The 19,480-nt window shown below is 62.7% G+C and carries 14 protein-coding genes; 7 read left to right on the top strand and 7 right to left on the bottom strand.

The genetic code is table 11. From position 1 onward, the window contains the following. Positions 1 to 496 precede the first annotated feature (496 nt). Entirely contained in the window at positions 497 to 4,276 is a 3,780-nt protein-coding gene (locus MchiMG62_RS09800; protein WP_221056797.1) for a bifunctional RecB family nuclease/DEAD/DEAH box helicase, read from the bottom strand. 277 nt (positions 4,277 to 4,553) lie between these two features. Then, the gene (locus tag MchiMG62_RS09795; protein ID WP_244987676.1) at positions 4,554 to 5,168 is read right to left on the bottom strand and encodes a fasciclin domain-containing protein; all 615 of its coding nucleotides are present in this window, start codon (positions 5,166 to 5,168) and stop codon (positions 4,554 to 4,556) included. 905 nt (positions 5,169 to 6,073) lie between these two features. Between MchiMG62_RS09795 and MchiMG62_RS09790 the strand changes: the two genes are divergently transcribed. Further along, a complete protein-coding gene (locus MchiMG62_RS09790) occupies positions 6,074 to 6,634 on the top strand; it encodes a hypothetical protein (RefSeq protein WP_221056795.1) in 561 nt (186 codons plus the stop codon). Positions 6,635 to 6,892: 258 nt separating this feature from the next. Here MchiMG62_RS09790 and MchiMG62_RS09785 read toward each other — a convergent pair whose 3' ends face one another. The 4 genes from MchiMG62_RS09785 to MchiMG62_RS09770 form a co-directional block, all read right to left on the bottom strand. Further along, complete coding sequence (locus MchiMG62_RS09785; RefSeq protein WP_221056794.1) at positions 6,893 to 8,338, bottom strand: thioredoxin-like domain-containing protein; 1,446 nt, start codon at positions 8,336 to 8,338, stop codon at positions 6,893 to 6,895. A 45-nt stretch (positions 8,339 to 8,383) separates the two neighbouring features. Further along, positions 8,384 to 9,292 carry a hypothetical protein gene (locus tag MchiMG62_RS09780; RefSeq protein ID WP_244987675.1) on the bottom strand — a complete coding sequence of 303 codons (909 nt, stop codon included), beginning with the start codon at positions 9,290 to 9,292 and terminating at the stop codon, positions 8,384 to 8,386. Between the two features lie 469 nt (positions 9,293 to 9,761). Then, the gene (locus tag MchiMG62_RS09775) at positions 9,762 to 10,673 is read right to left on the bottom strand and encodes a UbiA family prenyltransferase (RefSeq protein ID WP_221056793.1); all 912 of its coding nucleotides are present in this window, start codon (positions 10,671 to 10,673) and stop codon (positions 9,762 to 9,764) included. A gap of 257 nt (positions 10,674 to 10,930) precedes the next feature. Beyond that, positions 10,931 to 11,758: a helix-turn-helix transcriptional regulator gene (locus tag MchiMG62_RS09770; RefSeq protein ID WP_221056792.1), complete on the bottom strand. Its 828-nt coding sequence runs from the start codon at positions 11,756 to 11,758 to the stop codon at positions 10,931 to 10,933. 182 nt (positions 11,759 to 11,940) lie between these two features. Between MchiMG62_RS09770 and MchiMG62_RS09765 the strand changes: the two genes are divergently transcribed. The 6 genes from MchiMG62_RS09765 to MchiMG62_RS09740 all read left to right on the top strand — a co-directional run bounded on the left by MchiMG62_RS09765 (position 11,941) and on the right by MchiMG62_RS09740 (position 17,640). Beyond that, positions 11,941 to 13,188 (top strand): MBL fold metallo-hydrolase, encoded by a 1,248-nt coding sequence (locus tag MchiMG62_RS09765; protein ID WP_221056791.1) that lies wholly within the window; start codon positions 11,941 to 11,943, stop codon positions 13,186 to 13,188. Positions 13,189 to 13,190: 2 nt separating this feature from the next. Next, entirely contained in the window at positions 13,191 to 13,433 is a 243-nt protein-coding gene (locus MchiMG62_RS09760; protein ID WP_221056790.1) for a DUF3006 domain-containing protein, read from the top strand. Positions 13,434 to 13,730: 297 nt separating this feature from the next. After that, entirely contained in the window at positions 13,731 to 14,828 is a 1,098-nt protein-coding gene (locus MchiMG62_RS09755; RefSeq protein ID WP_221056789.1) for a geranylgeranyl reductase family protein, read from the top strand. 10 nt (positions 14,829 to 14,838) lie between these two features. Next, a complete protein-coding gene (locus MchiMG62_RS09750) occupies positions 14,839 to 15,528 on the top strand; it encodes a ribonuclease III domain-containing protein (protein ID WP_221056788.1) in 690 nt (229 codons plus the stop codon). Positions 15,529 to 15,567: 39 nt separating this feature from the next. Beyond that, positions 15,568 to 15,855, top strand: coding sequence for an ATP cone domain-containing protein (locus MchiMG62_RS09745; protein ID WP_244987674.1), 288 nt, complete (start codon positions 15,568 to 15,570; stop codon positions 15,853 to 15,855). Positions 15,856 to 16,218: 363 nt separating this feature from the next. Further along, positions 16,219 to 17,640, top strand: coding sequence for an MATE family efflux transporter (locus MchiMG62_RS09740; protein ID WP_221056787.1), 1,422 nt, complete (start codon positions 16,219 to 16,221; stop codon positions 17,638 to 17,640). Between the two features lie 21 nt (positions 17,641 to 17,661). On the opposite strand, the gene MchiMG62_RS09735 is transcribed toward MchiMG62_RS09740, so the two are convergent. Continuing rightward, on the bottom strand, positions 17,662 to 19,260 hold the full coding sequence (locus tag MchiMG62_RS09735; protein ID WP_221056786.1) for a sensor histidine kinase: 1,599 nt from the start codon (positions 19,258 to 19,260) through the stop codon (positions 17,662 to 17,664). Positions 19,261 to 19,480: the final 220 nt, after the last annotated feature.

The following is a 19,480-nucleotide window of genomic DNA, read 5'->3' as shown; positions in this document are numbered from 1 at the left end:
GGGGCAAATAGGTTGGGCCTATGGTCTGTAAGGTGGTGAAGTTGCATTTTCCCCGGCTCAAAAGGACATCTCTTCGTATCTATAGAGGTTTAAATTCTAAGTCCGACCGATGAAATCGGTATTTGGTCTATAGCAGATCTATACTCGGCTTTCCACTTGGTATCGCCATTGGGGGAGGGGGGAGCATCCCCCCTCCCCTGTCTCTACCCTGTAAGGCTATACCTGTGCCCCCCACCCCGCCCGGCCTCCGGCCTCCTCATTCGCACCTAACGGTGCTCGAACTCCTGCCGTTCCGGCAGTCGTTCCCCGCCCCGGGGGGCGGGGGCAGTGCGTGGCGATATCACCTTGAAAGCCGTGTATGGATATTTTACAGGCTCAACACCAATTTCATTGATCAATCTCAGGATTTAAACACCTACAGATGCGAGGAGTTATCCTTTCGGGCAGGAAGCCGTTAGAACGCTCTTGTTCTCACAGCGCGAACCCCCTCGTCCTCTCACTCCACCCGCGCCCGCATCACCGTGAGCCGGACGCCGTCCCCCCCTTCGAGGGGAAACGTCCGCTCCTCCCCGTGCGTCCGGCAGAACTCCTGCAGGTCGAGCATGTGCCGGAACCCCGCCGCCGCCTTCTCGTTCTGCACCAGTTCAAGCGGCGGTTCTAAGAGCGGCCGGGGCAGGAAGACCACGCACTTCGCCCGGCTCCGGGTCAGCGATACGTTCAGGCGGTTTCGGCTGTAGATGAACTCGGCCTCGCGGAGGGCGGTCTCGACGTCGCTCACGCCGTAACTGATGATCGCGCTCTCCGCCTCCTGCCCCTGCATCTTGTCGACGGTGTCCACGAACGGCGGATACTTCCAGGCCCGCACCCCGGCGAGACTGTTCTTGATGGCGCCTATCTGGGCGTGGTGCGGGCTGACGATGAAGAGCCCGTGCCGCCAGAACCGGTAATCCCCGTCCTCCGTCGCCGGATACGGCTCTCCCGAGCCGGGGTCGAGGAGCCTCTCCCGGAGCGCCCCGGCGAGTCGGGCGACCAGCGCCGCCTCGACCCGGTTCTCCACCGTCGTCCGGACGCCCTCGAGGACGCAGAGCACGAGCGGGTATGCCGGATCGAGGACCCACTCCATCCACTCCTCCCCCGGCGGAGCGGGAGCGAGGGCGATCCGCTGCCGCGCTATCGCGTCGGTTGCGGGAGCATACCCGGTGCCGTAGAGCGTCTCCGCCGGGAACCCCGAGAGGGTGCGGTTCATCCGCCAGTTCTCCTGGAGCTGGCAGGTGTAGACGGGGCGGGAGGGGTCGTCGCGGTGCCGGAGGTAGGCGAAGACGGAGTCTTCGAGCCCGGGGAGGCCGTCAACCGGTGCCGGATACGCCCCCTGGACGACCGGCGGGAGCTGGAGGTCGTCGCCCGCGAGGACGAGCCGTCCGCCCTGCCCGAGCATCGGGAGCACCATCGCGAGTTCCGCCGCCCGCATCTGCGACGCTTCGTCGACGATCAGGAGATCGAGGGACGGGAGGGACTTCTCGAGTTTTGCGAACCCGTGCACCGTCCCGCCGAGGAGGAGGGCGGGGTAGCCGACGACGGTCTCGGCCCGGTCGTGGGGCAGCACTTCGAGGCTCCGCTCCCCGCCGGGTGTCCGGATATCCCTCAGTTTGTAGATCGGAAGGCCCGCGGTAAGGCCGAACTCGTCGACCGAGGCCTGCACCTTGACGAGCAGGTTCTCGACGGCCGCGTGGGTGAACGCCGCGACCCCCACCCGGATCCGCTCCCCGTGCGCCCGCCGGGCTTTGACGAGCGCGAGGATCGCCGTCGCGAGGAAATGCGTCTTCCCGGTGCCGGGCGGCCCCCAGACCAGGGTCAGGCGGTTCTCCGTCACGTGGGAGAACGCCGCATTCTGGCTCCTCGTGAACCCGGCATCGCGGGCGAACCGCCCGGCGTCGGCAGCGACCGCACCGGACTCAATGATCGGCGCGGCGAACGTGCGCGGGTCGCGGAGGAGGCGGATGAAATCGTTCTCCGGCTGCTCGTCGAGAGCAAGGAGGCGGTCGACGTAGCGCGGGGCGGTGAAGTCCGTGAACCGGGGGTGCAGCACCGCGAGATCGCCCTCGGCAAACGGCGCGTGATCCCGGGGGTAGGCCACCTCCAGCACAAGCCCCCTGACCTCCCCGGCCGTCCGGTTGACAATGGTGTCGCGGACCCTCGCGAAGCAGACCCCGCTGTTCCCGGGGTTCGGGCTGCTCCGGTAGCGGATATCATCGAACGCCCGCTCCGCTTCCTCGCCCGCCGGGTCGTCCGGCACGAGGAGGTAACTGAACGCCCGCGACTGCTCGAAGAGCGCGAGATCCAGGGGGGCGAGCACCTTCCAGAAGTTCCCCTCGCTCTTCTTGAGGGGGATGCTGACGCCGTCCCGGACCCTTGCCGCCCGCGGTCCGCTCCGCAGTTCCTGCACCTGCCGGGCACCCATCGTCGACTCATACTCCGCGATGAAGAGGAGGCGGGATATCTCGGGCGTCGCGGCCTCCCACGAGCCCGGGAACCGGAACTTCTCCGCCCACCGCACGAGTCTCTCCTTCGTCCGTTCGCGGAGTCCGTCGAGGACGCTCCCCGCGCCGAGCAGGCGGCGCGAAACCTCCTGCCGGACCCAGTCGAGAGCCTCCGGCCGGTCCCCGTGCCACGCCATGATGATGGCGTCGCTCTTCATGGCGTTGCCGTGCTCGCTCCAGAAGAGGGAGCCCGGATCGAGGTGGTACGCGAACCGGGAGGCGGGGATCGCCGCGAGGACTTCGGGCAGGCGGAGCGTGAACGGGACGGGAAGGGCGAGCAGCCGCCGGATCTCTCTTGTCAGGACGACGATCGGGAATGGGACGGACGCGCTCGGGTGGCTCGACCCGAGAGCGATGCCGGGATCCTGGTAGTAGAACCGCAGCCTGAGAGCGTCCGCGGCCGTTACGGGGTCGTCGAGCGCCTCTTCGAGCAGCCGGGTGAAGAGTTCCTCCTCGTAGGTGTCGTAGACGTAGGTCTGCACCGACTCCTGCCCGGCCCAGTCGCGGCCCCGGTTGTAGTCGTCGACGGCCGCGAGTTCCGCAGCGAGCGCCCGGACGAACTCCCGGCGCACCCGGGTGCAGTCGCCGGGGTCTTCCGCGACATAGATTGCTTCGTGCGACGGCGTCCCGTAGACGGCCTTGCCCCTGCTCCGCCGGAACCCGAGGGCGTATACCCGGCCGGAGACGGGGTCTTTCTGGAGCGTCAGGGTGACGGCGATATCCTCGTAGACGGGGAGTGCGAGCGAGGTCGCGGCGAGCGAAACGATCTCTCCCGTCGAGAGCGCCCGAACGGTCGCCCGCAGGCGGTCGCCCTGGCCGGCGAGCGACCCGCAGTTGTCGAGGTAACCATCGCTCTCCGGATCGCGGAGGAATTCGGTGAGGTCGGAGAGCGCGTTGATCGGGAGCCCGCCGTCCCACGGGGCTTCGCGGAGGTAACGCCGCCCGCCGGACGAGAGGCCCGGGATCTGCGAGACCGAGGAGGAGGCCTCCGCCTCGGCACGGCAGTGGGCGTAGAACTCGCAGGACTCGCACCGCGACGTGAGGTGCCAGGGCACGTCCTCCGGAGGGGCGGCGAGGATGCCCGGGAGGCGGTGGCGGAGGAACTCCTCGATCACCCGCCTGTTGAGGGAGAGGTCGAAGGGTTCCGGTTCGTCCTCCCCGTAGAGCCAGATCCCCGCCCGGCTCCGGTCGACCGGGAGCTTGAGCCCGAGCAGGTCCAGGGCGTGGTCGAGGATCAGGACGTACAGCGTCGCCTGGATCCGGTGGCTGACGCTGAGTTCTTCGCTGGCTTTGATGTCGATGATCTGGAGAGATCCTTCTTCATCGGCCCTGATGAGATCGGGGCGGCAGGGGGAGAAGCGGTGCACCCCGGGGTCGAGGCCGTAGTTCTTCAGGAAGTGGATCGAGGCCGGGATGGTCGTCTGGTAGATTGCCTCGCCCGGGGATAGCCGGGGGAGGAGATTGAAACTCTCCTCGATGGAGAACGACCTCTCAGAGATCGGCCCCGCCCCGTCCGGGAGCCGTACCCTGCCCGTGAGTTTCGTCCGGATCACCTCCTCTTCCCACCGGATGCCGGCATCAAGGAGGGCTCGCGTCACCGGGCTCGTGTCGATCGCGGCCGCCGGGATACCGGCTCCGGCGCGCTCCTGCTCCGGGGTCGCGTGGTAACGGAGATGGCGTTCGCAGTCGTGGTAGAAGAACCGGCCGATGAGCGACGGGCTGAGGTTGAAGCGTGGCATGGACGAACTCGGGGAGGACTCCCTGTTGTGGTTCTTTGTTTGTGCGGGCGTGGGAAAACAGTTGTTATTCGTAGGTTCTTTGACGATCCGCTACAATGGAGGTTCGCGAAGGATCGATCTTGATCGTTCATCCTGCCTGAGGTTCCTCGGGGTGGTTCCGGGAATGTGCCTGCGCCTTTGAAGAAACAAGCTCCCGGGTACGAACACATGCTGTATACGAACGTATACACAATGTATACGCCTTGTCGCACTCTCGGGAAGAGAGTGGGGCACCCCCTCACCCGGTCACGTTCTCCGTCACATTCACAGCGGTCTCATTCTCCGTCACGTTCGCGACGGTCTCGTCTGCCGGCAATAGGATCACGTCAGGCGGGATCATGACCGCATCGATGGCATGGATGACGCCGTTCGCGGCAGGGATATCTCTCCGGACTATCCTTGCGCCGTTCACCGTCACGCTCTCGCCGGCGGCGTCGACGGCGATCGGACTGCCCTGGACGGTTGGAACGGTATCGTTTGCAGCAATCCCGGCTGCCGTATACCTCCCCGGGGCCATGTGGTAGAGCAGGGTCTCGGCGAGGATGCCCTTCGGGTCGTCGATGAGTTCTGCCATCGCGGTCTCCGGGATCCGGCTGAACGCCTCGTCCGTCGGCGCGAAGACGGTGTAGGGCCCCGGTCCGGCGAGCGTCCCCCCGAGTCCGGCGGCATCGAGCGCCCGGACAAACACCGAGAAGTTGCCGTCCCGGGCCAGCACCTCGCCGACCGTCAGGTTCTCGCCGACCGGCGTCTCGTTCGTCTGGTTCCGGTCGCCGTCTCCCGGCAGGCCCATGCAGCCGCAGATGAGAACCGCCGCCCCGATAGCCAGAACGGATATGAACAGCGCATAGTTCATTCGCATGGCTCACCCTGGAGACTCTATGCTCCGTTCCTCCTCTCTCGTTATCCCTACATAAAGTACTGCTCCCGGGGTTCTGGTGCGCCTTCGTGACTATTAGGAGATGTACCGGCACTGGTGCGTGGCGTGAGCTGCGCATGACCCATTTGGGACAATGGGTCATTAATCGGAGCGAGGGGGTGCAGGGCCAGTATATCTCGATGAAGCACGAGGAAAACAGGATCTACTGGAAAATTAGACCCTAATTGGAAGTACAACTCAAGTTAACCTTGAGTGCCTCGTGTCAAAGTTGTGCCCCACCGGTTGCATTGGTTCATCGCAGTGGAAGTGGTAGCACTTCCATTTAAGACGAAATATCGAATCCCTTTTATATGATGATAGGACACGCTGTATGTTACTCACTAAGGGGATCAAATTACCTGCATCAACTAGGTTCGAGGTGCGAAGTATGATGTATAGTGTTGGCGAGAAGGAAGGCAGTTAAAACCCCCTCCACTACAATGTTTACACTCTTTTTAGCTGGATGGGTGATTTAGATAAATCGAATAACGCGATGGGCACTATACGGAAATAATCCGATCCTAAAACCTGTAGCAATAATCATTACAACAGCACTTATTGGGTATGTCTTCGGGCAAATCGATGAGACTTTAGTCCGGATAGAGTATTTGGCTGGCATCTTGCTCTTAGCCGTAATGGTTTTAGTCACTTGTTATGTAAAAGACGTCATTAAAATTGACGAAAACTTTCGGAAACTTCATTCAATCCCGTTAGATGCAAGTATGCTCTATGTGGAGAAAACGATCAAATTTGACGATCAGTCGCGCGAGGATGAGTCTGCTTTAACAACTATTAGGCGAACCTTGCACAATCACATGGATGATCGATATAATTTATTCAATATGCATATAACGTCACCTGAGGATGTTCCGAGGATAGATGATATTGAATATAACTACAATGGTAAGGCGATCCATTTCCCTACCATAGTTAAGGAACCAAAATATTCAGAGAGTATAAATCAGGATGGACAGATAATTAGTAAAAAGAAAGAGTTTAAGATCCCACTTCACGTTGAACCGGATCAAATTTGTGACTTCGCAGTCAGTTATAGGACGAAGGCATATATCTCTGCTATCAATGGTGAGACCGATTTCTTCTCCTTTAGTGTAAATCGTTACACAGAGCGATTGGTTATTAGAGTGTTGCTTGAAGGGAAAATGAAGGAAAAATACACGATCTCTTTCCCTTATGAGACTGAAGCAGATGGTAAACCTCTAATATTCCAGATATACGATGCAGCAGAGGAAAGAATGAAAACCAGTGAAAAAAGTTTGGAAAAGATCAAAGAGCACCCTAAAATAAACACATTTAAAAATAAAATCACATGGAAGATCTCAAACCCCAAAACAGGATACGAGTATAGACTTTTTTTTATACTGAAAGAAAGAAAACACAACTAACAAACCCTCCATTATACCTCCAATTTGGACAACTCCAGTTAATAGCACTTTTTCTCTTGAGACAAGGGATCATAGCAGTTGTAAACTTTAGTTGGCCCCCTCTGAATCCCCTGACTAATAAGTGAAATAAGTAGTTTATACATAGGACAGTGAAACTATACTCCCCTCAAAGTAAGGAATAAGAAAGCCACGCCGCGCACCACGCTACGATCAAAGTCACGAAGTCTCGACAACGCACCAGTACTGCTCCCGGAACGCCTATTTCCAGAGCGTCAGGGTCGAGACGACATGGTGAACCGGGTCGTAGACCCTGACGGTGTGGTTGCCGGTATCGGCGATATACCAGAGCCCCCCGAGATCGGCGAGACCGCCCGGCTCGTTCAGCCTTGCGTCACCCGAGAGCCCGTCCCGGTCGCCGCGGTCGCCGTCCCCTGCCCGGGTGAGGACCCACCCGGTCTCAAGGTCGAACTGCTTGATCTTGTTGTTGCCGGTGTCGGCGATATAGAGCGACCCGTCCCTGTAGGCGATGCCTGTCGGGTGATGGATGCGCGCCATCCGGGCGATGGTGTCGAGATCGCCGAAATCGTCCGGGGCGTGCCCGATGCGGGTCTCGACCATCCCCCGCTTGATGCGGCGGATCGCCGAAGCCCCGCTGTCGGCGATGTAGAGCGCCTCGCCGTCGGTGACGATGCTGGCAGGCCCGGTGAAGGCGGCCTTTCCGAGCGGCCCGTCGGCCAGCCCCTCCCGGCCCGACCCGGCATATGGCTCCACCTCACGGGTGGCGAGATCCATTCGCCAGATCTGGTTCGCCCCCGCCATCGCGATGTAGAGATGGCCGCCGAGCAGCGCGAGATCCCGCGGTGCGTTCAGCGCGGTCTCGGTGCCCGGCCCGCCGGGCGACGGGGCGGCAAGGCCCGTCCCGGCGATCGTCGCGACCTCCCGCTCCGTCCAGGAGACCCGGCGGATCGTGTGGTTTCCGGTATCCGCGACATAGAGGACGCTCTCCTCCTCGTCGAATATAAGACCCTCCGGCAGGTAGAATCCGGCTTCACCGAACGATCCGTCGGTGTTCCCGGCAGCCCCGGAGCCGATCGTCTCCAGGATCTTTCCGTCAGCGCCGGCGACGACGATCCGGTGATGGCCGGTATCGCTTATGAAGAGACGCATCCCGACGTTGTCCGCGGCAATTTTTCCGGGACGATACAGGTCCGTCTCCCGTGCGGCTCCCGGCGACAACTGTCCTCTCTCGATCAGACCCTGCGCTCCGAACTCTACCGTCATCCGATCGATCTTCGGGCTGAGCCTCCCGTAGAGCCCTTCGGCGGCGGTCTTCCCGACCACGTTTCCTCCCGGGTCGATGAGGACGAAGGTCGGCCAGTCCTGGATCCCGAAGGCCTGCCAGAGCCGGCGTTCGCGGTCGATGGCGACGGGATGCTCCAGCCCGGCGCGGCGCACGGCCTCCCGGAAGTTCCCGGCGACCGCGGCGGATTCAAACCCGGGGTAATGCACTTCGACGACCACCAGCCCGGGATGCCTCTCCTCGAGCCGCCGGAGATCCGGTGCCAGTCGCATACAGTTCGAACAGGTGAACGTCAAGAAGGAGAGCAGCACCACCCTGCCGGTGAGATCGCGGACGACGGAAGGGCGGTCGACGTTATGCCACTCGAGATCGGGAGGGAAATCAGGCGCGGCTATCGGTGTCATGCGACACCCTGTGGCATTTTGAGGTTATGAATGTTGGCGGGGATCTCACGCCGGCGGCCCCGCGTACACTGCCCGCGGCGCGGCGAGCATCTCCTCGCAGAAGGCAATCGCCCCCGGCACCCTGCTCTTCTGGTAGACCACGGGTTTGATGCGGGGCGTCTTTACGTCGCCGATCACCTCGAAGACCTGCGGCCAGGGCACCCCGTCGGCGACCGACGGAGGGCGGAGATCGTTATGGATATGAAACGCCTGCAGGGCATCGAGCGGAACCTCGCCGAGCGATCCGGGGAACTCCTCTCTCGTCGCGGCGTGGAGGTGCCAGGGATCGAGCGCTATCCCGGCCAGCCCGGCGATCTCGGGATGAATATCCTTGAGCACCGCCCAGAACGACCGCATCTGGCTCCCCGTGGAGATGCTCTGGTCTTTATGGTGCTCGAGCAGCACCAGCGGTTCCGCTCCGAAGGCGTTCCAGTGGGCGGCGATCAGGGCGTGCATCCCCGCGACGATATCGGCGTGGGTGTTCCTCCGATCGCCGGGGTGTATCTCGATGATCTCCGGAGGAATACCCAGGACGTCCTCGATCTCAAGGAGCATATCCCCGAACCCGGCTACCCAGCCGGGATCGCGCCACCGCAGGCTAGCCGTCGCCTGCCGGCCGTGCGGGGTTCTCCGGGGGATGGCCGGCTCGGTGTGCAGGAGATACCTGAGGGTGCCCGGAAGAGCCGCATCCTGCTCGTAAAGGAGTTCGACGGAGGACCTGGTGAGCATCGACCCGATCTCCTGCCCCGTCCGCTCAACCTCCGTCTGGTTCTTAATGAAATCGGCGGGGATCTCGATGTATCTACACCCGAGCGGTTCGGCGAGGTGCCAGCGTTCGAGGAACCCGCCCCGTTGGGCTGCTTCCGTGACGTTCGGGTAGATGTAGTCAGCACCCGGCATGGCGGCTTCTGTCATGGCGGGCGGCCTACAAAAACGTTGGGGATCCCGATCCTGCGTCGTCTCCTTTTGTCGGGCGCCGGCGGGGCGGGCGAGGCCGCCGGAGTTATTGCCGGACGAACGGCGTAACCTTACTGTGCAGGCCCCGGCCTTCTGCGTCTGTCGAGAACCTGCGGGCAGACGAACAGTACGTCCACGGGAGCGTGGATGTAGGTGCAGTAGGCGCACCCGGGGTCGTAGTACATGCACGATGGGCAACCCCACCGTTGCGGCTTCATCTCGTCCTGCAGCAGCAAGCCTCCTGTTGCGCCATCGTGCAGCGTATTCATCCTCCTCTCCCGTGCCTCGGGATATTGAGCATCGGGGTTACTCTTCAGCGGATCGCTGTCGCCGGGTGATCTCATGTCGTACCCTAAGATGCTCCCCGGCTGCCGGACATTTATTGTGTCGATGAATTTTCACCTCTCCGATGAATCTTCGGGGTTGTTCATGCCGGGAGATGCGGAACTGCAAGGGTGAGCAGGTAGAGGACAGCGGCCAGCAGGATGAACTCTCCATCGGTAAACAACTCGAAGAAGAGTTTTTCTGTTCCTAACCGCTGAAAGCACAGGAGATAACCCTGGGCGTAGACCGTACCCGCAGCCAGCAACAGCACCGGATAGAGATCCAGCAGGAACCCGCCGGCAAGCACCAGCGCGGCTCCGACGGTTATGTTCACCGCCGTGAGGAGAAGGAGCGTCCTTTGGGGGCCGAGGATCGTCGGGATCGTCCTGACTCCAGACGCAACATCCCCTTCCACGTCACGGATATCGTAGACTACCGTATTCGTGAAGGTCTGTACGAGGAAAAAGACGCCTACGATGCCCGTGGCGGCGCCCGCAGAAAGGCCTGCGTGGCAGATCGGCAGGAGTGTCGCGGGGAGCGTCCAGGAAAACGCCACGATCAGGCTTTTCATGAACGGCACTTCTTTCAGTCGCCGGAACCCGAAGCGAGCGGGAAAGAGCGGGACGCTGTAGACGATTCCGGCGACCAGGGGAATGGTCGTGATGAGCAGGCTGCCGAACCCCCGGAGGGCCGAAAGGCAGAAAGCGAGGATGAATGCGAAGATTGCAGAACGGAAGAGGATGGTTTCATATCTCTTTGTGAACGAGTAGCGTTCCGTATGGTTAACGGCATCCTCGCCCTCGTCGGTCTTGCGGTTGAGGTTGTAAACGGCGAATACGACGAGCACCAGGATCGCCGCCGCAACCGGATCGAAGGGAAAACCTTGCAGGAGGCACGAGAGGTATACCATCGCCGCCATCATGGCAGCGGTATACAGGGAACTGTATACGACCAGATGGGCGACGATCTGACCGGCTGGCTGAACAGGGTTGGGGCATTTTGCAAATCCGAACATGGAGTGGTTTTCAGAGAACCGATGAATATTTATTACCTCGATGAATATTCACCACTCTGATGCATCGCAACGCCCTGTCGCTTCATTTCTGCAGAGGGCTGCGCATTGCGCCTTTTTTACTCCGGGTCTACTGGTGTGGGTGCTGGGACAGAACGGCGTCTCGGCTCTGAAGGATCAGGTATCCTCGGGGTCGTAGAGCGATCGCTATGCCGTGGGTCGCGTCAGGTGTCGGGTGATTGGAGCCTGGAAAAAAGAGACTACTGGGGTATCTCCAGTGCTTTAGCGTCCGCTTTGTAGTGCTGGAAGAGTCGCTCGCCCCAGGAGACCGCCGCTGCATCGGTGCCGACGAGATCCGTGGTGGCGTCATATTTCCCTGTATCGCGCCTATACAGGCCCAACGACAGGTACCCGTTGGTTACCGTCAATCCCAGGCGAATCGGCGAAGAAGAGGTATACATCTTGAAGTTTTCATGCCCGGTCAGGGGTTCCAGCATGGTTCTGTACGGCTCGTCGTCCAGCCTCCGGGCAAGTTCTCCGGTGACGATGAGTTCCGCGGGCCTGCCCTCCATGACGGTAACCTTAACCTCATCCGCAAGGAGTGGACTCGTGATCGATGATACGCTGTGGATCCACGATGCTTTCCTGAGTATGGCTTGAAAACTTGCATACACGGCGAAGACATCCTCTTCGATGTTCCTTACCACTTCCGTATGATACAGGTGTTCAATCTCGTTCAGAAACTCAAGGGGTATGCCCTCGATCTCGTGTTCGACCCAGAAGTCCCGGTGGCGTTGGAGCACCCCCATGAGCGCAACCGCCCGTCCGATCTTTGGTTCGACGAGCCTGCCCATAGGGGTGAGCGCATAGTCGCCCCGCACCGATTCGACGTAATGCAGGGCTTCGAGTTGCCGGATCTTCGGGATAAGCGCCTGCGATGAACTCCCCGTGATCTCGCGAAGGGTCGAGAGCGGTTTGCTCCCGCTGCCGAGGGCAATCATCACCTGCGTCTGCAGTCTCGACCGGAAGATTGCCTGGATGTCGTCGTGGAACTCGTTATAGATCTCAAGGGGAGATACTTCTTTCATCGTCCTTACTGTTAAGGGGTGACGGTCGACGCATATCATCCTTTCTATTCCCGCGCGCTTCTGCCGTCCGTGTTTCTCCCGTTCAGCCGATCGGTCGGCTGTATGCCCAAAAGGCGGGAACGGTGCCGGTGCCCGACCTCAAGCACACTTATACCCTGCGCCCTCTACTTGTGTAGAGAGCAATGTCGTCCACACGATACCTGATCTGTATCGCACTCTGTGCATGCACCGTCGCCTGCCTCATCACCGCAGGCTGTTCCGCCCCCTCCGGGCAGCCGGAGATCGGCTCCGATCTCTCCGGCGATCTCGTCGTCCACTTCATCGACGTCGGGCAGGGGGACTCGATCCTGGTCGAGTTCCGCGATAAGACGATGCTCATCGACGCCGGCGAGCGCGGGATGGGGGAGCGCGTCATCGCGTATCTCGAGGAGCGGAACGTCGAGCGGATCGACGTGGTCGTGGCGACCCATGCGCACACCGATCACATCGGCGGCCTTGCCGATGTCATCTCCGCCTACCCGGTCGGCCGGTTCGTCGACGCCGCGCAGCCGCACCCGACTGCGACCTACGAGAACCTGCTTGCCCTGGTCGAAGACCTGGGGATACCCTACACCGCAGCGGAGCGCGGGCAGACGGTTGCCCTCGATCCCGACCTCGAGATCCTGATCCTGAACCCGGCCGCGGAGCCGATCGGCGAGGTCAACCAGGACTCGGTCGTCCTGAAGGTCACCTACAACGAGATCTCCTACCTCTTCATGGGCGATGCCGAGAAGCCCGCGGAGAAGAGCATGATGGAGGCCGGCCTCGACCTCGATGCCGACGTCCTGAAGGTCGGTCACCATGCGAGCCGGTACGCATCCTCAGCGGAGTTCCTCTCCGCGGTCAGCCCCGCGATCAGCGTCATTTCGGTCGGCGCGGGGAACGACTACGGCCACCCCCACGAGGAAGCGGTCGAACGCATCGAGGCGACCGGTTCGCGCATCTACCGGACCGACCTTGACGGGACGGTCATCGTCGCCACCGACGGCACGGCGCTCACCGTTGCGGCCGGCGAGGCACCCGCCGCCACCGTGACGGCCGGGGCAACGACCGTTCCCGCGACGGCGGCCCCGACGACGCCCGCCCCCTCGTCCGGTGTTTACATCGCCGATCTCGATCTCCGGGAGGAGTGGATCGCCGTCGCGAACGGTGATCCGGCAGCGGTCAACCTTACCGGCTGGACGATTGCCGACGAGGGGATGCGCAACACCTACACCTTCCCGGTCTTCACGCTCGATCCGGGCGCCGGTGTCACCGTCCACTCCGGGGCGGGCAACGACACCGCGACCGACCTCTACTGGGGCCGGGGAAGCCCGGTCTGGAACAACGACGGCGACCTCGCCACGCTTGCCGACGCGAACGGCACCGTCGTCAGCACCCTGGAGCGGTGACCATGGCGGAGGATGAGTCGGCCTTCCGGGTGAGCCTCGATCGCGTCGAGGAGGGCCTTGCCGTCCTCCTCCTCCGCGAGGACGAGTCAGTCCGGTTCACGCTCCCCCGCTCCCTCCTTCCACCCGGTGCCCGGGAGGGCGATATCCTGGAGGTTGCAATCCGCCGGGACGTTGCGGCGACGGAGGAGGCGAGACGGCGCGTGGCGGAGAGGATCGCGCGGCTGCGGGCGAAGCACGAAGACTGACGTGCCCCTTCGCGGCTCGCACCTTCGGTGCTTGAGCTCCTTTCCCTTCGGGAAGTCGAACTTCGCGTTCTTCGCGGCTCGAAGCCTGCGGCTTCTCAAACTCCTTCCCCAAGGGGAAGTCGTTCTTCGCGTGAGCTGACAGGGTATAAGCAATGAAACGGCCTCACACGAAGACGCGAAACCGCGAAGGGAGTTACAGGTAATTATACCGTTCTTCGCGTGAGCCTTATCGCCTCTCTTCGTGCAGACCGGGGTGTCCCCAACTCTTTTCCCCTATCCCTCCTTACAAGAGCACCGATGCAAGACCGGTGCGATGTGATCGTCGTCGGAGCAGGGCCTGCCGGCAGCACCGCCGCACGGTATGCGGCAAAATCGGGGCTCGACGTCCTCCTGATCGATAAGCGGAGGGTGATCGGCGTCCCTGTCTGCTGCGGGGAGTTCAACGCCTCTGTGGCGATCCTTGCGAGTGTGCTCCCGAACGCCCCCGGGCTCGACGAACTCTTCCCCATCGATTCCCGGCTGATCCGGCGGGAGATCCGGGAGGCCGTCGCCGTCTCCCCCGGCGGCCGGGAATACGAGTTCGAGCTCCCCGGTTACACCGTCGACAGGGACGTGTTCGACCGGCATCTCGCGGATGCGGCCGTTCGCGAGGGTGCCGTGCTCTCGCCGGATACAAAGTTCCTCGGCCGGGAAGGCGGCCGGGTAACAACCAGCCGGGGCGATATCGAGGCTCGCGTCGTCGTCGCCGCGGACGGCCCGCTCTCCCGCGTATGCCGCTCGGCCGGGATGGAACGGAGCGCCGTGCTCGCCCCCGCCATAACCTGCCGGGTCGACGGGGAGTTCGGCGACCGTCTGAAGTTCTTCTTCGGGAACCGCATCGCCCCCGGAGGGTATGCATGGGTCTTCCCGAAGCCGGGGTGCGCAAACGTCGGGCTCGGCGTGCAGAAGAGGGGCACCCCGGTCCCGGTTCTCCTGAGATCGTTCCTCGCGAGCAACGGTTTCTCCGCCCGCGACGTCCAGGCCGGGTTCGTGCCTGTCTCCGGGCCCATAAGGGAGACCGTCCGTGGAAACGTCCTCGCCGTCGGCGACGCCGCGGGCCACGTCGTCGCGTCCAACGGTGGAGGGATCGCGACCGCGATGATCTGCGGGCGGCTTGCCGGGCTTGCGGTGGCGGACCACCTGCTCCGCGGCGAGCCCCTCGCGGCCTACGAGCGGGAGTGGCGTTCGGCGATAGGCCGGGAACTCCTCGCCGCAGCAAGGACGAAGAGGCTGGCCGACCGGGTCCTCGGCTCGGACTTCCTCCTCGAGCGGACGATGCGTCTCCTCGGCGGCCGCGGCATTGCAGACGTCGTCATCTACGGTGGTCTCCGAAAGGCTCATGCTCTACGGGAGTGACGGACACGAGATGCACCGCTGGCTTACGTGGAACCTGCCGGGGATCGAGGGGCGGCTCACAACGCTCAGGGAGGATCTCGTGCGGGAGACCTCGGCGCTCCCTCCGGGAGAGAGCGGAAAGTTCGGGCGCTGGGTCCGGGAGATCGAGACCGTCTTCGCGAAGGCGGCCGTGATCACGGGGACGGTGCAGCCGGAGGTCGAGGCGGACCTCGGCTACTCGCTCGGGGATCGCGAGCAGTTCGTCATCGCCATGTTCCGGCCGAGCACCCGCAACCTCTTCGACGAGATCGCGGAGGATGCCCGGAGCGGCGGCTGGTGCACCCTCACCGATGCCGAACTCCGGGATCTTGCGCACCTCCATGAGGCAGCCGGGGCGCTCGCGTGGATCGGCGATGCTGCCCTGAAGATAGGCCTTCTGCCCGCCATCTGGGATCAGGAGATCGCAAATGCAGGGAACCTGACCGAGAACCGGAAGGCATACGACCGGAACTCGAACCTCGCCCTGCTCTGCGACCGCTGGAGCCTCTACGAGCACCGGATTCACTTCGATGCGGAGATCCCGAGGAGCGCACGAACGATCAACCACGCCAAGGGGACGCTGGTCGAATCGGTCTTCGGGATTCTCTTCCTCAGGGAGGGGCTGAAAGGAGTCGCATCCGCAACGGAACTCCTCAGGCCGCCTCCCCCGCGGCGGCGGTGACCGGAAAGGTTATGACTCCCGGCCACCCCCCGTCCTGAGGTGATTGAACTGGTCGATGTGGTCAAGGCCGACGGCAGGAGAGAACCGTTCGTGCGGGAGAAGGTGATCGTGAGCGCGCTGAAGTCGGGAGCGCCGCCACAGGAGGCAAGGGCGATCGGCGAAGCCGTCGAACGGATCGTCTACGACGGGATGCCTTCCGGCGAGATCCGGCGGCGGGTGCTCGAGCAGCTCCATGACCGGAATCCGGAGTGGGAAGAGAACTGGCTCGTGTACGACCGCGCCGTGAAGAAACGCGGGGCGGCGACCGTGGGAGTGCCTGCCCGCTGATTCTGTTTTTCCGGTTGAATCTCTCCGGCGCGCTGCTGCACCCTGCCGGCGCTCCGGGAGCCCGGATACCCGTCGACCGGGCTCACAGCCGCCGGAGCAGGACGTTTTAGAGCCCGTTTCGATCCGCCTGATGCGAAGATATATCTACTGATCCGCGCCCACATTTTTCTTGTATTGCCCTATAACGTCAGGAAATCGGATAATTGAGGGCGGCTATTAACCGGCCGCTTTCCGTTCAGTCACGTTCCCCGGGCGCATCCGGCAATCAAAATCCGCAGACAGGCACGATGCCCAAACCGCCTGAGAACCGGTTCCCTATCTCTCCGGGAGCCCGCGGCGCGGGCACGCCAGCAGGCGATATGTATGCCGACAAGTGATTCAGAAGACGACACACCCTCAAGTAGTAACCAGAAAGAAACAGAAGGAACAAAGCTACTCCTCGCCGATCCGAAGACCGCGATCCTCCGGCTCTCCCTGCCGATGATGATCGCGATGACCCTCATGACCCTCTACAACGTCGTCGACGCGTTCTGGGTCGCGGGTCTCGGTGCAGACGCTCTTGCCGCCGTCGGGTTCTCATTCCCGCTCTTCATCATGACCATCGGGCTAGCGAGCGGCCTCGGAACCGGCGGAGAAGCGGCGCTCGCCCGGATGATCGGCGCCCGCAACAGGGCCGGCGCGAGCAGCGTTGCGATGCACACCATCCTCCTGATGACCGTGCTTGCTGTCGTCGTCACCATCCCGCTCTTCCTCTTTGCGCAAGACATCTTCGTCCTCATGGGAGCGGGCGACGCCGTCGGTCTCGCCACGGAATACGCACGGATCCTCTTCCTCGGGACGTTCGCCCTCCTCTTCGGCGAGGTCGCCTACGCGCTCATGCACGGCGAAGGCGATGCAAAGCGGACGATGTACGCCATGGCGGCGGGAGCGGTGGCGAACATCGTCCTCGACCCGATCCTGATCTATGGATTCGATATGGGGATCGCCGGCGCAGCCTGGGCGACCATCCTCGCGGAGGTCATCGCCGCCGTCCCGATGGTCTACTGGCTCTTCGTGAAGAAAGATACCTACATCGCGCTCTGCTTCCGGGGTTTCTCCCCGGACGCCGGAGTCGTACGGGACGTCCTGCAGGTCGGTCTCCCCGCAGCAGCCGAGCAGCTGGCACTCGCCCTGATGGCCCTGATCTTGAACGGCGTCATCGTTCTCATAGCGAGCACCGACGGCGTCGCCGTCTACTCGGTCGGGTGGCGGGTCGTGAGCATCGGCCTGACGCCGATCCTTGCCATATCGTCGGCGGTGGTCGCGGTCACCGCCGCCACCTACGGGGCACATGCGTACGCACGGATGGAGACCGCACTTCGGTTCGCCGCACGGCTCGGTCTTGGGATCGGTCTCGGGCTTGCCGCGGCCACGTTCGTCTTCGCCCCCCTGATTGCCGCACTCTTCACGGCGGGCGACGCCGCCGGGATCGCTCCCGAGCTGACGACCTACCTCCGGGTCATGAGCCTCGTCTACCCCATGGTCGGGTTCGGGCTCTTCGCGGCGTCGTTCTTCCAGGGGACGGGCCTTGGAGCACGGTCTCTTACGATCACGCTTCTGCAGAACATCGTCCTATCCATCCTCTTTGCCTGGATATTTGCAACCGTTCTCGGGCTCGGCCTCTCCGGCATCTGGTGGGGAGTTGCCGCAGGAAACGCGATCGGCGCGGCGCTCGGGTATGCCTGGGCGCGCCGGTACTCGGCAGGGCTCCAGACCCATCAGCTGGCTGCGCCGACAGCGGCGTGAGGTCTCCGGTATGAGGGGGTCTCACCCCTCATACCCGTCGTGCACCACTTCGCGCAGCGTGAACCGAAACGACGCCCCGAGGTCGGGCCGGCCTTCCACCCGGTCCTCAACCCAGATCCGGCCGCCGTAGCGGTCGAGCAGTATCCCGACGATGTACAGGCCGAGCCCTTTCCCGCATCCCTGGTTCCTGCCCTGCCTGAACCGGTCGAAGATCGTCTCTTTCATTGCCTCGGGGATGCCGGGGCCGGTGTCCTCCACGGTCACCACCACCGTGTGATCCTCATCGGGGCAGTCCTCCACGCGGATCGCGATCCCGGCGTCCGGCCCGCCGTGTTTCACGGCGTTGCCGATGAGGTTCGTAAAGACCTCGGGGAGCAGATCGTCGGCCCGGACCTCCGCCGTGGTGCCGTCAAACGAGATGGCTGCTTCCGGGGTGCGCTCGATCTGCGCCCTGATCACGTGGCCGAGATGGATCGGTTTCAGGTCGGGCGGCTCCTGGTGAATCCGGCGGATGGTCGAGACGTTCTGGAGAATGCCGCTGCTTTTGCGGATGCTCTCCTTGAGCCCCCGTGCGTACCGGGCGTCGTTGCCCTCCAGTGTATCGAGCAGGAGGTCGCAGTAGAGGTTCGCGACGTTCTCCGCGTTCTTGATGTCGTGGGTCATGACGTCCAGGTAGAGGTTCGTCTCGCGGTGGGCCGCCTCCAGCCGTTTGTGGAGCATGCTCCGCAGAACGCCCGACCCGATCTCCTGTCCGATCGCCTCGAGGAGGCGGCGTTCCTCGGCCCGGAACCCCCCGGCCTTCCTGCTCCCGAGGAAGAGCGCACCGACCACGACCGATTCCGCAAGGATCGGGATGCAGGCGAGGGTGGCGACCCCGAGCGAGGCGAGGATCTCATCCTCGATCGTGCCTCCCTCGCCCTGCAGTTCAAGGTAGCGCGGCTGTCCGGCAACGAAGACGAAGTTCCAGGGCCAGTGATGAACTTTGATCGTCCTGCTCCGGGCGAGGTAGCACTCCGGGACGCCGCGGTGGTAGCGCGGGAGCGCTATTGTCCGATCCGGGTTCAGGAGGTACGTCAGTCCCAGGTCGAACCCGAGCAGATCGAGGGTCTTTGAGAGCGACGCTTCGAGCAGTTCGTCGAGCGAGAGGGACGACGCGGATACCCCCATGATCTGGTTCAGGACCTGGAGTTGTCTGTTCGCGGAGAGCAGCCCTTCGTTTGCCGGTCTTTGCTCGGTGACGTCCCGCATGCAGAGCACCCACATCCCTGCAAACGCTCCCCGCTCGATCTTCCGGCTGGAATAGACGATCTGTCGCTCTTCCCCCCGCGGGTCCTGCACCGAGAGGTCGAGACCGGGTATCCCGGTTCCGTTATTCATCGTGGCAAGGAGCCTGTGGGCAGCATCCCTCTCCTGCAGGAGCGGCGTCAGATGCGCGTCGAGGACCCGGCGGGCGTCGAATCCGAGGATCTCCTCTTCGCTTGTAGAGAGGAGATCCATGGCAAATGCATTTGCCCAGAAGACCTGCATCTGCCGATCGAGCACGAGGATACCTGCGCCGGGCTCGTCGAGAATCCGAAACGCCTCTTGAGATATGGTAGATATCGAATCCGCTCTATTCATACGGGTATCCTGCCCTCTGATGTTTTTATCCTCCGAGCGTTATATAAACAAATCGTGTTCCCGGTAATAAGGCATTTGCGGTGGCGGCCCGGCCGTTGCCGGACCGTCTGTAGTTTCGGCCGGTCGCGCAAAGATGGCCGCGGCCATGCCGCTGACCGCACCCGGCCGTTTGGTGCCGCGATCCCTGCCGCCCTTCGTGACGGGGATCGCGCATCCTCCA

Origin of the sequence: Methanoculleus chikugoensis (assembly GCF_019669965.1) — an archaeon.
GTDB lineage: Archaea > Halobacteriota > Methanomicrobia > Methanomicrobiales > Methanoculleaceae > Methanoculleus > Methanoculleus chikugoensis.
The sequence above is the reverse complement of the archived record's forward strand: the minus strand, read 5'-3'. Positions and strand labels throughout refer to the sequence as shown.